Origin of the sequence: Pseudomonas sp. 18175 (assembly GCF_050432925.1) — a bacterium.
Lineage (GTDB): Bacteria > Pseudomonadota > Gammaproteobacteria > Pseudomonadales > Pseudomonadaceae > Aquipseudomonas.
This window is the reverse complement of sequence record NZ_JBKFTO010000003.1, coordinates 68,265-81,288: the sequence shown is the minus strand read 5'-3', so window position 1 is coordinate 81,288 and position 13,024 is coordinate 68,265. Positions and strand designations below refer to the sequence as shown.

Here is a 13,024-nt window from a genome sequence, read left to right as displayed (position 1 = left end):
TTCGCGCTGACTGAAACCGAATTTTAAGGACACACAGATAATGGCTATCGAAATCAAAGCCCCGTCATTCCCGGAATCGGTTGCCGATGGCACCGTTGCCACCTGGCACAAGAAACCCGGTGAGGCCGTCAAGCGTGACGACCTGATCGTCGACATCGAGACCGACAAAGTCGTTCTGGAAGTGTTGGCCGAAGCTGACGGCGTGCTGGGCGCAATCGTTGCCGAAGAAGGCGCTACCGTTCTGTCGAACCAGGTCCTGGGCTCGATCGAAGAGGGCAGCGCTGCTGCTGCCGCTCCTGCTGCCGCTGCACCGGCTGCTTCGGCTCCAGCTGCCGCTCCGGCTGCTGGCGCTGAAGATCCAATCGCTGCACCGGCTGCTCGTCAGCTGGCTGAAGAGAACGGTATCAACCTGGCTTCCATCAAGGGCACCGGCAAAGACGGCCGCGTAACCAAGGAAGACGTGGTTGCTGCTGTTGAAGCCAAGAAAAACGCTCCAGCCGCCGCACCTGCCAAGGCTGCTGCCCCGGCTGCCGCTGCGCCTGTGTTCGCCGCTGGCGACCGCACCGAGAAGCGCGTACCGATGACCCGCGTACGTGCCACCGTGGCCAAGCGCCTGGTTGAAGCACAGTCGAACATGGCGATGCTGACTACTTTCAACGAAGTCGACATGACCGAAGTCATGGCCCTGCGTTCGAAGTACAAGGATCTGTTCGAGAAGAGCCATAACGGCGTGCGCCTGGGCTTCATGTCGTTCTTCGTGAAAGCAGCCACCGAAGCGCTGAAACGCTTCCCGGCAGTCAACGCTTCCATCGACGGCGGCGACATCGTTTACCATGGCTACGCAGACGTCGGCGTTGCCGTGTCCAGCGACCGTGGCCTGGTGGTTCCGGTTCTGCGTAACGCCGAGCTGATGAGCCTGGCTGAAATCGAAGGCGGCATCGCCGGCTTCGGCAAGAAAGCCCGTGACGGCAAGCTGACCATCGACGAGATGACCGGCGGTACCTTCACTATCACCAACGGTGGTACCTTCGGTTCGATGATGTCGACGCCGATCGTCAACCCGCCGCAAGCTGCGATCCTGGGCATGCACAACATCATCCAGCGCCCGATGGCCATCAACGGTCAAGTCGTGATCCGCCCAATGATGTACCTGGCACTGTCTTACGATCACCGCCTGATCGATGGTAAAGAAGCCGTGACGTTCCTGGTGACCATCAAGAACCTGCTGGAAGACCCGGCGCGTCTGCTGCTGGACATCTAAAAGACGCAGCAACACGTTGCGAGCTACAGGCTGTAGGAAAAAGCAGCCTGGTTTGCAACGTGTCGCTTGAAGCTTGTCGCTGAATAGAGGAACTATTTTCATGTCGCAGAAATTTGACGTTGTAGTGATTGGTGCAGGTCCTGGCGGCTACGTTGCCGCCATCAAGGCTGCACAACTGGGCCTCTCGACTGCTTGCATCGAAAAATACACCGACAAGGAAGGCAAACTGGCACTGGGCGGTACTTGCCTGAACGTTGGTTGCATTCCTTCCAAGGCGCTGCTGGACAGCTCCTGGAAATTCCACGAAGCCCAAGACGGCTTCGCGATCCACGGCATCAACCATGCTGGCGTGACCATGGACGTGCCAGCAATGGTCGGCCGTAAAGCCAACATCGTTAAAGGCCTGACTTCCGGCGTTGCCACCTTGTTCAAGGCCAACGGCGTGACTTCCCTGCAAGGCCACGGCAAGCTGCTGGCTGGCAAGAAAGTTGAAATCACCAAGCCAGACGGTTCGGTTGAAGTCATCGAAGCTGAAAACGTGATCCTGGCGCCAGGTTCGCGCCCAATCGACATTCCGCCTGCTCCTGTTGACCAGAACGTGATCGTCGATTCGACCGGCGCCCTGGAATTCCAATCGGTTCCAAAACGTCTGGGCGTGATCGGCGCTGGCGTGATCGGCCTGGAGCTGGGTTCGGTATGGTCCCGCCTGGGTTCGGAAGTTACCGTTCTGGAAGCCCTGGACACGTTCCTGCTGGCTGCCGACACTGCCGTTTCCAAAGAAGCGCTGAAAACCCTGACCAAACAAGGTCTGGACATCAAGCTGGGCGCTCGTGTGACCGGTTCGAAAGTCAACGGCGAAGAAGTTGTCGTTAACTACACCGACAAAGATGGCGAAAAAACCATCACGTTCGACAAGCTGATCGTAGCCGTGGGTCGCCGTCCAGTGACCACCGACCTGCTGGCAGCTGACAGCGGCGTGAGCATCGACGAGCGTGGTTTTGTCCACGTTGACGATCACTGCGCAACCTCCGTACCTGGCGTATACGCCATCGGCGACGTGGTTCGCGGCATGATGCTGGCGCACAAGGCTTCCGAAGAAGGCATCATGGTTGTCGAGCGCATCAAGGGTCACAAAACCCAGATGAACTACGACCTGATCCCATCGGTTATCTACACCCACCCGGAAATTGCATGGGTCGGTAAGAACGAACAGCAGTTGAAAGCTGAAGGCGTTGAAGTTAACGTCGGCACCTTCCCGTTTGCCGCTTCTGGCCGTGCCATGGCAGCGAACGACACCGGTGGTTTTGTCAAAGTCATCGCTGATGCCAAGACTGACCGCGTATTGGGCGTCCACGTGATTGGCCCGAGCGCTGCAGAACTGGTTCAGCAAGGCGCGATCGGTATGGAATTCGGCACCAGTGCCGAAGACCTGGGCATGATGGTCTTCTCCCATCCGACCCTGTCCGAAGCGTTGCACGAAGCCGCGTTGGCAGTGAATGGCGGCGCCATCCACATCGCCAACCGCAAGAAGCGCTAAGCGAGATAATAAGAAACCACGGCGGAGTTGCCCGTCGTGAGCCTTGCGAGCAAGACTCACCGCGGAATATCCGCTGGACGCAGTCTTGCGCAGCTTTACGGGCCATAAGCCCCGCAGGTTGCGCAAGCAGCAGTCACAGGTGGCGCGGCACTCATAATGAGCGCAGCGCCGAATGCGCAGTACCTAACGAAGACGGTAAAAAGCATGAATCTTCACGAGTATCAGGGTAAGCAGCTGTTCGCTGAATACGGCCTGCCAGTATCCAAGGGCTACGCAGTAGACACCCCGGAAGCAGCAGCAGAAGCTTGCGACAAAATCGGTGGTACCGAATGGGTTGTCAAAGCCCAGGTCCACGCTGGTGGTCGCGGTAAAGCGGGCGGCGTTAAGCTGGTTCGCAGCAAAGAAGACGCCAAGGCCTTCGCACAGCAGTGGCTGGGCAAGCGTCTGGTGACTTACCAGACTGATGCCAATGGCCAGCCAGTCACCAAGATCCTGGTTGAATCGTGCACTGATATCGCTAAAGAGCTGTACCTGGGCGCTGTCGTTGACCGTTCGAGCCGTCGCATCGTGTTCATGGCTTCCACCGAAGGTGGCGTGGACATTGAGAAGATCGCCGAAGAAACCCCAGAAAAAATTCTGAAAGCCACCATCGATCCACTGGTTGGCGCTCAGCCATTCCAGGGTCGCGAGCTGGCTTTCCAGCTGGGCCTGGAAGGCAAGCAAGTTGCCCAGTTCGCCAAGATCTTCGTAGGTCTGGCCAAACTGTTCCAGGATCACGATCTGGCCCTGCTGGAAGTGAACCCGCTGGTGATCAAGGCTGATGGCGATCTGCACTGCCTGGACGCCAAGATCAACATCGACGCCAACGCCATGTATCGTCAGCCTAAGCTGAAGACTTTCCACGATCCGTCGCAAGACGATCCGCGCGAAGCGCACGCTGCCAAGTTCGAACTGAACTACGTAGCCCTGGAAGGTAACATCGGTTGCATGGTCAACGGTGCTGGCCTGGCCATGGGTACCATGGACATCGTCAACCTGCATGGCGGCAAACCAGCCAACTTCCTCGACGTGGGCGGTGGTGCTACCAAAGAACGCGTAACCGAAGCCTTCAAGATCATCCTGTCCGACTCCAACGTCGCTGCAGTACTGGTCAACATCTTCGGCGGCATCGTTCGTTGCGACATGATTGCCGAAGGCATCATCGGTGCAGTGAAAGAAGTTGGCGTTAAAATCCCGGTTGTTGTTCGCCTTGAAGGTAACAACGCTGAACTGGGCGCTAAAGTACTGGCAGAAAGCGGTTTGAACATCATCGCGGCTACCAGCCTGACCGACGCTGCTCAACAAGTTGTCAAAGCTGCGGAGGGCAAATAATGAGCGTCCTGATCAATAAAGACACCAAAGTTATCTGCCAGGGTATTACCGGTTCGCAAGGTAGTTTCCACACCCAGCAAGCCATCGAATACGGCACCAAGATGGTTGGCGGCGTAACTCCAGGCAAAGGCGGCACCGAGCACCTGGGCCTGCCAGTGTTCAACACCGTGAAAGACGCTGTAGCTGCCACTGGCGCCACCGCCAGCGTGATCTACGTTCCAGCTCCTTTCTGCAAGGACTCGATCCTGGAAGCAGCCTTCGGCGGCATCAAGCTGATCGTTTGCATCACCGAAGGCATTCCTACCCTGGACATGCTGGACGCTAAAGTTAAGTGCGACGAGCTGGGTGTTACCCTGATCGGCCCTAACTGCCCAGGCGTAATCACCCCAGGCGAATGCAAGATCGGCATCATGCCAGGTCACATTCACTTGCCAGGCAAAGTCGGTATCGTTTCCCGTTCCGGCACCCTGACCTACGAAGCTGTTAAGCAGACTACTGACGCCGGTTTCGGTCAGTCGACTTGCGTCGGCATCGGCGGTGACCCGATCCCAGGCTCGAACTTCATCGACATCCTGAAACTGTTCCAGGAAGACCCGAAGACCGAAGCGATCGTGATGATCGGTGAGATCGGCGGTTCGGCTGAAGAAGAAGCGGCTGCCTACATCAAGGCACACGTGACCAAGCCGGTTGTTTCCTACATCGCTGGTGTGACTGCCCCTGCTGGCAAGCGCATGGGCCATGCTGGCGCAATCATCTCTGGCGGCAAGGGCACTGCAGACGAGAAGTTTGCTGCCCTGGAAGACGCAGGCGTTAAAACCGTGCGTTCGCTGGCAGACATCGGCAAGGCTTTGTCCGAGCTGACCGGTTGGGCTGTCAAGTAAGCCTCGCGCTTAGCTGACGCTTTACCAAGCAAAGGCCACCTTCGGGTGGCCTTTGTGCATTTAGGATCTGGTGAAGATCAAAATGTGGGAGCGGGCTTGCTCGCGAATGCAGTGTGTCAGTCGATGCATAAGTTGACTGACACACTGCATTCGCGAGCAAGCCCGCTCCCACATTTTTTGTCCGTATTGTCAAATTAGGTATGAAAACGCGACATGAAGAGGTCGCTTATCGGACAGTTCGCCCCGCAACAGTGCGTTCGTCAGCCAATTTCTGTACCCTAGCCGCCTCTTTATGCGTGTGCCTCCCAAAAGGAAGCCCCGCGCTAGACCGGTCGGCCCCCATCAGGGCTGGCAGTATTTCCCTCATCCACAGGGAATCCCTCTCTAAATTCCGATTCAGTAGTGTGGTATTTCCCGAAATGAAAGTGTTGAAAAGCCAGGATATCCTGGCGTTGGGCTTTATGACCTTTGCCCTGTTCGTGGGCGCTGGCAACATCATCTTCCCGCCTATCGTTGGTTTGCAGTCCGGGCCTCATGTCTGGATGGCAGCGTTGGGCTTTTTGATCACCGCAGTGGGTTTGCCGGTGGTGACTGTTGTCGCCCTGGCCAAGGTCGGCGGCGGTATGGACGCGTTGAGCAGCCCGATCGGCAAGATCGCCGGTGGCCTGCTCGCGGCGGCGGCGTATCTGGCGGTAGGGCCGCTGTTCGCCACCCCGCGTACCGCGACCGTATCCTTTGAAGTGGGCCTGGCACCGCTGACCGGCGAAAGCCCGTTGGCGCTGTTCCTGTACAGCTCGGTGTATTTCCTGGTGGTGTTCTTCGTCTCCCTGTATCCGGGTCGACTGCTGGACACCGTGGGTCGCTTCCTTGCCCCATTGAAGATCATTGCGCTGGCCGTGCTCGGCATCGCCGCGTTTGCCCTGCCGGCCGGTGAAGTGGGCGTCGCCACCCCGGAATACGTCGCCGCCCCGTTCTCCCAAGGTTTTATCAATGGTTACCTGACCATGGATACCCTGGGCGCACTGGTGTTTGGCATCGTGATCGTCAACGCGATCCGCTCCCGTGGCGTCGAGTCGCCAAAGCTGATCACCCGCTATGCGATCATTGCCGGCCTGATTGCCGGAGTGGGCCTGGCACTGGTGTATGTCAGCCTGTTCCGCCTGGGTGCGGGCAGCCATGAAGTTGCCGCCGGTGCCGCCAATGGCGCTGCCGTTCTGCACGCCTATGTGCAACATACCTTCGGTTCGCTGGGCAGCGGTTTCCTGGCCGTGCTGATCTCCCTGGCGTGCCTGGTGACTGCGGTGGGCCTGACCTGCGCCTGCGCCGAGTACTTCAGTAAAATCCTGCCACTGTCATACAAGACATTGGTGGTGATTCTGGCGCTGTTCTCGCTGTTCGTGTCCAACCTGGGCCTGACCAAGCTGATTGCCTTCTCGATTCCGGTCCTCACCGCGATCTACCCGCCGTGCATCGTGCTGGTGGCCTTGAGCTTCTGCAAAGACTTTTGGCAGGAACAGGGCCGCATCGTGGGCCCGGTGATGTTGGTGTCGTTTATCTTTGGCGGCATCGATGCACTCAAAGGTGCAGGTCTGGCAGGCTGGATGCCGGCGCAGCTGACCAACCTGCCGCTGAGCGAGCAAGGCCTGGCCTGGCTGGTGCCGTCGGTGATGGTGCTGGTGGTGGCCGTGGTGATCGACCGTATGCTGGGCAAGCGCAGCGAAGCGATTGCATAAAAGCGCGGGCCATCCGCAAAAAAAGCCCCAGACCACAAGGTCCGGGGTTTTTTTTGTGTGCTTTTTGGCACAGCCAATAAAGTGCTAGCGCAAAAGGTGCAGAGGGGGAGGCGCCGGGTTGGTTAATCTTTACTGAAATCGATGATCCATTTGACCGCTTTCTCGTCCAGCACCCCGACGCCTCCTTCGGCCACGGTAAAGCTACCGTTTGGGTGGACTTTAACGCTTGTGCCCCCCGCTACTTCGAAAGACACTCCCTTCTGGTTGATCAAGTCCAGCAGCGGTTGTCGGCCAGTGTTGGGGTTTTTTTGGCCCAGAGTGACTGCCAGTCCCGTCTTGGACTGAGATAAGTCGCCGCCCACCAAAATGACCTTTCCGCCGTTTTTCAACGACTCGTGTAGCTCCCTTATCACCTCGAATCCTGAGCGGTTGTTCAAGTTGGAACTGAGGTTGCTGCCGTTCAAGTGCATCAGTGTTCGGGTGCCGTAGGTCTTGCCATTCCAGTCCGACAGGACGGCCAGCGCAGAACAATCGGAAAGGCTTTCGGTAGAAAGTATGCCGTGCTCTGTGTGAAGGGTTTGAGACTCTTGCATGAGTACGGACGTCGTCTGAGATGGGGCCGTGACCGGGTTTGTCAGCTTAGTGCCTCCTGGCAAGCCGGTAGGGCCCCACTCTCCGCTACCCAGGCGTTGCAGCGTGATTGCGCGCTTTCCGGTGCTTGGGTCAATGATGTTGACGTAGCCCGATTCGAATTTGAGTACTGGGCTGATCTGATAGGTCCTGCTTACGTTTGATTCATCGGTGTAACGGATCAGCCACTTGTCACCGACTTGCTTCGGCCCATGGCTTTTGAGCAACTCGCTCGCCCCCCACTTGTGATCCACGGCATAGGCGGCCAGGTTTCCACGGTTCGGTACGGTAGTGGCGTGTGTGGCTAGGGGCGAGGAGATCCCCGTTGAGGTGCCTGGAACCGGCACGGTGGGCGCCCGCGGAGGAACGATGGCTTGTCGTGTCGCGCTGGATGCGGGGAATCTGAGTACTGGGCGCAGCGGTGCATTCTTGAGTATCGGTATGCCCGAAGCCGCCAAGGCGAAGTCGTTATACGCCGCGGCCCACTTGCCTGGCTGGGTAATCAGCTTGGGCAGGCTTCGTCCAGGTACCCGCATGGTTTTCAAGGCCGCCTTGGAAAGCCTGTAACCCGCTGAGACACCTGCACCCACTGGGATAAGACTCAGCAGCAACAGGGACATGTCTGTGGCGAACATCAGTTTGGCGTGTGTGGAGCGTGCGGACACTGATGCGTTGGTGTTCATTCGGGCCGAGGCCCTGCTTCGGAGTAAGCCAAGTTCTTGCCGGTAAAGATGGTCGCTGACGCCCCCCTTGATCGGCTTGAGCACGACACCCGCTTCGTAGTCTGCCGCCGCTTTCTTGAGTAGCGAATTGATACCCGGCACAAACAGGTCGTCGAATTTGGCGTATTTATCTTCCGGTGCTACCCGCTGGCTGATGTAGGTTTGCCACTCGGGTTTATTCAATGTTGCGTTAAGTTGGTCCTGGTCGACAAACTCTCTGTAAGGGCGCCCATCGGGTGCATCCGGACTGTACAGGACCAGGGACGGGTGGTTGCTGGGTTTGATAACGAGCATGCCTTGAACGGGTTTGCCGTCCAGTTCGACGCTGTGGGACACGATGGATGCGCCATTCACTTTTGGCCACGTGGTGGCGTCGTCATGTCCAAGTGTTGCGCTGATCCACTGCTCGGCGAACTTTTGTTTGTTCAGGTAAGCGTCTGGATCCAGGCTGGTGATAAAGGCTTCCTTGGCCATCTTTGCCCTTTGGTGGTCTTTCCAGGCGTTGTGCAGGACGTTGGCTTCGCCAGAGGTGGCATTGGGGTTGAGCTTGTCTTTGAGCAGGTCGAGGTATTGCTGGCCTACATCGGTTTGGCTGATCAGGCTCTCAAGAAACGGCTTATCCAGCGTCAGGACGTCCCCGTCGCCGGTGGTCAGGGTTGCCACCCACGTTGTCGTAGCGGGTTCTGCTGTCCAGGGCGCTGTGTTCTTGAGTGCTAGTTCGGTGAGTGACGCTCTGAAGAACTCCGTTTTCGGCGGGGCGAAATGGGCACCATTCAAACCCAGGGGCTTGCCTTTGTGTTGTATTTTTATCTGGACGGTCAGTTTGTCAGGGTCTATTTCCTGCTTCGGATATCGACCTTGCAGCTTGGTTTTCAGCGCCTTGCTCAACACCTGTTTGGCAAACGCAAGGAGCGGGGGGACTTGTTCCACCAGGGGATGCAAGCGCGTGTAGTGCTTCTGCTCGGCCTCGCTTAGCGCCCGGTATTGAGCTTCTTGCTCGTGGGACAGGGTTTTGAGCCATTGAGGCTGGAGTTTATTCAGGAGTTGTTCGTTGCGTGCGAGCATGGCATTGCTGCCATCGAAATACGGTGACAGGTCGGCGCCGTCATTGATCTTGGCGACAGTTTCAGGAAGCAATAACTGGGGTGTAGAAGTCGTTGCGTTTTCGGCGAAGGCCAACTGCATGGTTTCATTGACCTCTTGCGCCTGACGCTGCAACAGCAAGGTGAAGGTCTGCGCCAATACATCGCCTGAAACCGGGGCAAACCCCCGCAGCAAGTCATCGCCCCACTGAGTGGCCCGACTGTGCTCTACCGACAACGGCAGGCCCTTAAGGAGTTGGGCGGCTTTTTCCTCGTCATTGTTGATCCTTTGCGCCAGAGCATTGCGTGCCTCTCCTGGGCTGTCGAACTCTTCAAAGCCCTCGCCGGGCGTATAAAGTACGACAGGGCCGAACGAGTCCTCCAGGCCAATACTCCTGGTGTCAGCCGGCTTGTAGGGCGATCCGGCCGTTGATCCGTCGCTGCTGCTGATAAGAAAACAGCCGGCCAAAAGCGCGCCATTGGGAGTGTTGTCGTCGACCCTGATGGGATAAACCCCTGGCCGGGCACCAGAAGGGAATTCACGCTCGCGCGCTTCAAGGGTTGGGTGCTGAAAGGCGGCATCGATAAGTTTTTTGCCGGCCTGGCTCAGGGTTCCATCTTCAAACCGCAGCGCTGCCTCGGTTGCGAGCATTTGCCTGTGTAAGTCGAGCAATTGTTCTTGTCGGGGGGGCTGCTTGGTGGCGCCTTTGGGCGCTCTTTTCCAGTAGCTGGTGAGCGCCTCTGGGAAGCGGGTTGCAATATCATGTGCGAGGGTGAGCAACGAGCGCTGATTTTCAAGTTTTTTCGGGGCCCCGCCTACTGTGTCGTTAATGTAAAAGCGGGTTTGCGTATCACTGCTGTGTGGTTCAACGTTTCGCTGGCCTGTGACTGCATTTCGATTGATCTGGGCGATTTTGCTCGGCAATGCCTCGGACAACGTTTGCGTGGAAATCAATTTAGGTTCGGCTGGCGGCTGATTGCGATAGGTATTGACCTGGATGGCACTTGGATCGATTGATTTGAGCTGGGGAAAGGTTCTTCGCAGTTGAGTCTGAATAAAACGTTGGAAGCTCACCTGATGACTGAGTAATTCATTGATTTTTTTGTTCAGCGCCTGATGCTTCTCAATCAATTGGGACTGTGGGGACGTGGTTGTTGGCGCCTGCGTGTTCACCTCGACTGGCATTATTGCGCGTACATTTGGTGTTACTAGATCATTGTGGTCCCGCCGTGCCGGACTCGGTTGAACAGGCTCTGATGAAGGCGGTTGTGCTGAGCCAGGCGCTGGGTTTATGGGGGCGGGAGCAGTCTGTGGCGCGATATTCGTCTTTAACGCGATAGGCGTTAGGGGCATTAGCGTTCCTCTGAATAAGCATGGAAATTCCTTTTTTCAATAGTGGCTGAGGCCTCGTGTTATAGGCGTCACGTGAGTGACGGGAAGCTTTTGATTGGTTCCAGGGGTGGACGGTGCGTGCGTACATCTAGACGCTTGGATGAAATGCGTGACAATTTAACGGGCTTTTCGTAGCAGGCCTCTCTGGCTACACGGCGGCTTCGCTGGCAAGATCCCGCGCGCTTCGTACATTCCATCGCCATTCAAAAGAGCCCACATGTCGTTTGTTGAAACCAATCAAGTCCACCTACTCGCCGCCTTCTGGTTCGCCCTGTGCTGGGGCGGTTACACCCGCTACGCCACTTGGAAAGCCCGCGACACCGCCTGCCTGGCCAGCGTGCTGCACCTGTATCGCGAAGACTGGATGCGCCGCATGTTGCTGCGGGACAACCGCATCGCCGACGCCAGCGTGATCGGCAACCTTGAGCGCAACGCCTCGTTCTTTGCCTCCAGCACCTTGATCATCCTTGCGGGCATTCTCACCGTACTCGGCGCGTCGGAGCGGGCGGTGTCGTTGCTGGCAGATATCCCGATGGTGCAACAAGCGTCCCAGGGGATGTCGGAGATCAAGCTGCTGTGCCTGGCGCTGGTGTTCGTCTATGCGTTCTTCACGTTCAGCTGGTGCATGCGCCAGTACAATTTCGCCGCGGTGCTAGTGGGCTCGGCTCCCATGATTGGCGAGCGGCATGTATCGGAGCAGGAGCGCAATGCCTTTGCCCTGCGGGCAGCGCGGGTGATTTCCATGGCGGCCAACCAGTTCAACTTTGGCCTGCGCTCTTACTACTTCGGCATGACCATGCTGGCGTGGTTTGTCAGCCCATGGTTGTTCATGTTGATGAGTGGCGGGGTAGTGGTGGTGCTGTATCGCCGCGAATTTCATTCCGACGTACTGCAAGTGATGGTCTATACGCCAACCGATATGCCGTTGCCCGAGCCCGTCAAAGAATCTGCTTAATCCATTCAGTGTATGAGTGCTCAGACTAAAAACAGCAGACAAAGTAAAGCCCGCTATCTAAGCGGGCTTTCTTTTTACAGCAGAGCTATTTCAAGCTGCGGTCTCAAGAACCGGTAGCAGGGGTAGCAGGTGCTGCTTCTTTTGCGGCGGCTTCGTTCGATTCAGCCTGAGCTTTGGCAGCATCGGCGTTTTCTTTCGCCGCGTCGTTCACCTTATCCTGAGCCTTCGCCATGTCTTTCTGAGCTTGCTCGGAATGTGCAGCGGCATCTTGGGCTTTGTCTTCGGATTTCTTGTCGCAGGCAGCCAGGCCGAGGGCAGCGGCGAGCATCATGGAAATAGCTAAAGTCTTACGCATGGGTTGTTTCTCCTTATTGAAGATATCTACTGGCCTTTCGAGCATGGCGGTTCGGCTTTAGTTCCTTTTATTCTGTAGATATATAAACCACTGACTTAAAGGAACTTTTTACCGCACCGCAGATTTTGCCGATCAACACTAATAAGAGTCTGGAACGAATGACCGAAAACCCCTTGTTAGAGCGTGCGATGCGTTTTGTTTCGGCCTTGCGCCATTGTCAGGTACTGGGTATCGGCGCCCATGATGCGAGTGCGGAGGGCATTACCTTGATCATGCCCTACGCCCCGCAACTTGTAGGTGACCCCCATACCGGTGTAATCCACGGCGGCGCCTTGACCTCCCTGATGGACACCGCGTGTGGCATGGCCACCCTGTGCGTATTACCGGAGTTCGAGGTGTGCCCGACCCTCGACCTGCGCATCGACTACATGCACCCGGCCGAGCCGCATAAGCCGGTGTACGGTTTTGCCCAATGTTATCGAGTGACCACCGATGTGATCTTCACCCGTGGCTTTGCCTACCAGGGTGACCCGCAACAGCCCATCGCCCATGTGGTGGGCACGTTCATGCGCATGGGCAAGCGCCTTAAGGGCACACAGGGGTTGGGGAGCACGATCAAAGGTGAACCGGCATGACGCATCGATTCAAGACGCGCCTGGAACAGGCCCACGCTCGGGGTAACTATGATGAGCTGCTGGACCTGATCCCCTACGCCAAGCTGATCGGTATCGAATGCACACGCCTGGGGGATGAATTGCTGTTTCGCCTGCCGGCCAGCAAGGACAATATTGGTAACCCGATATTGCCGGCGCTCCATGGTGGCGTGATTGCCGGCTTTATGGAACTGTCGGCCGCGCTGCACCTGCTGGTGTTCACAGGCGCGCCTGGCCTGCCCAAGATCATCGATTTTTCCCTGGATTACCTACGCGCAGGCCAGTTTCGTGACACTTATGCCAAATGCCAGGTATGGCGCCAGGGGCGGCGGGTGGCAAACGTGGCGATAACCGCGTGGCAGAGCACTGCGGCCGAGCCGATTGCCACGGCCCGTGCGCATTTCAAAATCGAGGATCCAAGCGGCCCTTGAAATCCTGGTCTTAGCCCCCA

The 13,024-nt window shown here is 57.3% G+C and carries 10 protein-coding genes; 8 read left to right on the top strand and 2 right to left on the bottom strand.

Translation table 11 applies throughout. From position 1 onward, the window contains the following. Positions 1 to 40: 40 nt before the first annotated feature. The 5 genes from odhB to brnQ all read left to right on the top strand — a co-directional run bounded on the left by odhB (position 41) and on the right by brnQ (position 6,783). Positions 41 to 1,261 (top strand): 2-oxoglutarate dehydrogenase complex dihydrolipoyllysine-residue succinyltransferase, encoded by a 1,221-nt coding sequence (gene odhB / locus ACLD1Y_RS05335; RefSeq protein ID WP_135287894.1) that lies wholly within the window; start codon positions 41 to 43, stop codon positions 1,259 to 1,261. A gap of 100 nt (positions 1,262 to 1,361) precedes the next feature. Next, positions 1,362 to 2,798: a dihydrolipoyl dehydrogenase gene (gene lpdA / locus ACLD1Y_RS05330; RefSeq protein ID WP_429476107.1), complete on the top strand. Its 1,437-nt coding sequence runs from the start codon at positions 1,362 to 1,364 to the stop codon at positions 2,796 to 2,798. Positions 2,799 to 3,002: 204 nt separating this feature from the next. Further along, positions 3,003 to 4,169 (top strand): ADP-forming succinate--CoA ligase subunit beta, encoded by a 1,167-nt coding sequence (sucC, locus tag ACLD1Y_RS05325; RefSeq protein WP_003210567.1) that lies wholly within the window; start codon positions 3,003 to 3,005, stop codon positions 4,167 to 4,169. Beyond that, positions 4,169 to 5,050, top strand: coding sequence for a succinate--CoA ligase subunit alpha (sucD, locus tag ACLD1Y_RS05320; RefSeq protein WP_010166265.1), 882 nt, complete (start codon positions 4,169 to 4,171; stop codon positions 5,048 to 5,050). Before sucC ends, sucD begins: the two co-directional genes overlap by 1 nt. A 419-nt stretch (positions 5,051 to 5,469) precedes the next feature. Continuing rightward, positions 5,470 to 6,783, top strand: a complete 1,314-nt coding sequence (gene brnQ / locus ACLD1Y_RS05315; RefSeq protein ID WP_429476105.1) for a branched-chain amino acid transport system II carrier protein — start codon at positions 5,470 to 5,472, stop codon at positions 6,781 to 6,783. A 122-nt stretch (positions 6,784 to 6,905) separates the two neighbouring features. Here the strand turns inward: brnQ and ACLD1Y_RS05310 are convergent, their stop codons facing one another. Beyond that, complete coding sequence (locus ACLD1Y_RS05310) at positions 6,906 to 10,403, bottom strand: dermonecrotic toxin domain-containing protein (protein WP_429476103.1); 3,498 nt, start codon at positions 10,401 to 10,403, stop codon at positions 6,906 to 6,908. A 424-nt stretch (positions 10,404 to 10,827) separates the two neighbouring features. Between ACLD1Y_RS05310 and ACLD1Y_RS05305 the strand changes: the two genes are divergently transcribed. Continuing rightward, positions 10,828 to 11,565 carry a DUF599 domain-containing protein gene (locus ACLD1Y_RS05305; RefSeq protein ID WP_429476101.1) on the top strand — a complete coding sequence of 246 codons (738 nt, stop codon included), beginning with the start codon at positions 10,828 to 10,830 and terminating at the stop codon, positions 11,563 to 11,565. Between the two features lie 103 nt (positions 11,566 to 11,668). On the opposite strand, the gene ACLD1Y_RS05300 is transcribed toward ACLD1Y_RS05305, so the two are convergent. Beyond that, positions 11,669 to 11,920 carry a hypothetical protein gene (locus ACLD1Y_RS05300; protein WP_010211724.1) on the bottom strand — a complete coding sequence of 84 codons (252 nt, stop codon included), beginning with the start codon at positions 11,918 to 11,920 and terminating at the stop codon, positions 11,669 to 11,671. A 158-nt stretch (positions 11,921 to 12,078) separates the two neighbouring features. On the opposite strand from ACLD1Y_RS05300, the gene ACLD1Y_RS05295 reads away from it, so the two are divergent. Together ACLD1Y_RS05295 and ACLD1Y_RS05290 are read left to right on the top strand one after the other, a co-directional pair. Continuing rightward, positions 12,079 to 12,555, top strand: a complete 477-nt coding sequence (locus ACLD1Y_RS05295; RefSeq protein ID WP_429476099.1) for a PaaI family thioesterase — start codon at positions 12,079 to 12,081, stop codon at positions 12,553 to 12,555. After that, a complete protein-coding gene (locus ACLD1Y_RS05290; protein WP_429476098.1) occupies positions 12,552 to 13,004 on the top strand; it encodes a PaaI family thioesterase in 453 nt (150 codons plus the stop codon). The genes ACLD1Y_RS05295 and ACLD1Y_RS05290 overlap by 4 nt, the downstream gene beginning before the upstream one ends. The last annotated feature ends 20 nt before the right edge of the window (positions 13,005 to 13,024 follow it).

Excerpts from the sequence above, each read along its gene's own strand:
- lpdA (WP_429476107.1), top strand. The coding sequence starts at position 1,362 with ATGTCGCAGAAATTTGACGTTGTAGTGATTGGTGCAGGTCCTGGCGGC.
- ACLD1Y_RS05300 (WP_010211724.1), bottom strand. The coding sequence starts at position 11,920 with ATGCGTAAGACTTTAGCTATTTCCATGATGCTCGCCGCTGCCCTCGGC.
- ACLD1Y_RS05295 (WP_429476099.1), top strand. The coding sequence starts at position 12,079 with ATGACCGAAAACCCCTTGTTAGAGCGTGCGATGCGTTTTGTTTCGGCC.
- ACLD1Y_RS05290 (WP_429476098.1), top strand. The coding sequence starts at position 12,552 with ATGACGCATCGATTCAAGACGCGCCTGGAACAGGCCCACGCTCGGGGT.
- sucD (WP_010166265.1), top strand. The coding sequence starts at position 4,169 with ATGAGCGTCCTGATCAATAAAGACACCAAAGTTATCTGCCAGGGTATT.
- ACLD1Y_RS05310 (WP_429476103.1), bottom strand. The coding sequence starts at position 10,403 with ATGCCAGTCGAGGTGAACACGCAGGCGCCAACAACCACGTCCCCACAG.
- odhB (WP_135287894.1), top strand. The coding sequence starts at position 41 with ATGGCTATCGAAATCAAAGCCCCGTCATTCCCGGAATCGGTTGCCGAT.
- brnQ (WP_429476105.1), top strand. The coding sequence starts at position 5,470 with ATGAAAGTGTTGAAAAGCCAGGATATCCTGGCGTTGGGCTTTATGACC.
- sucC (WP_003210567.1), top strand. The coding sequence starts at position 3,003 with ATGAATCTTCACGAGTATCAGGGTAAGCAGCTGTTCGCTGAATACGGC.
- ACLD1Y_RS05305 (WP_429476101.1), top strand. The coding sequence starts at position 10,828 with ATGTCGTTTGTTGAAACCAATCAAGTCCACCTACTCGCCGCCTTCTGG.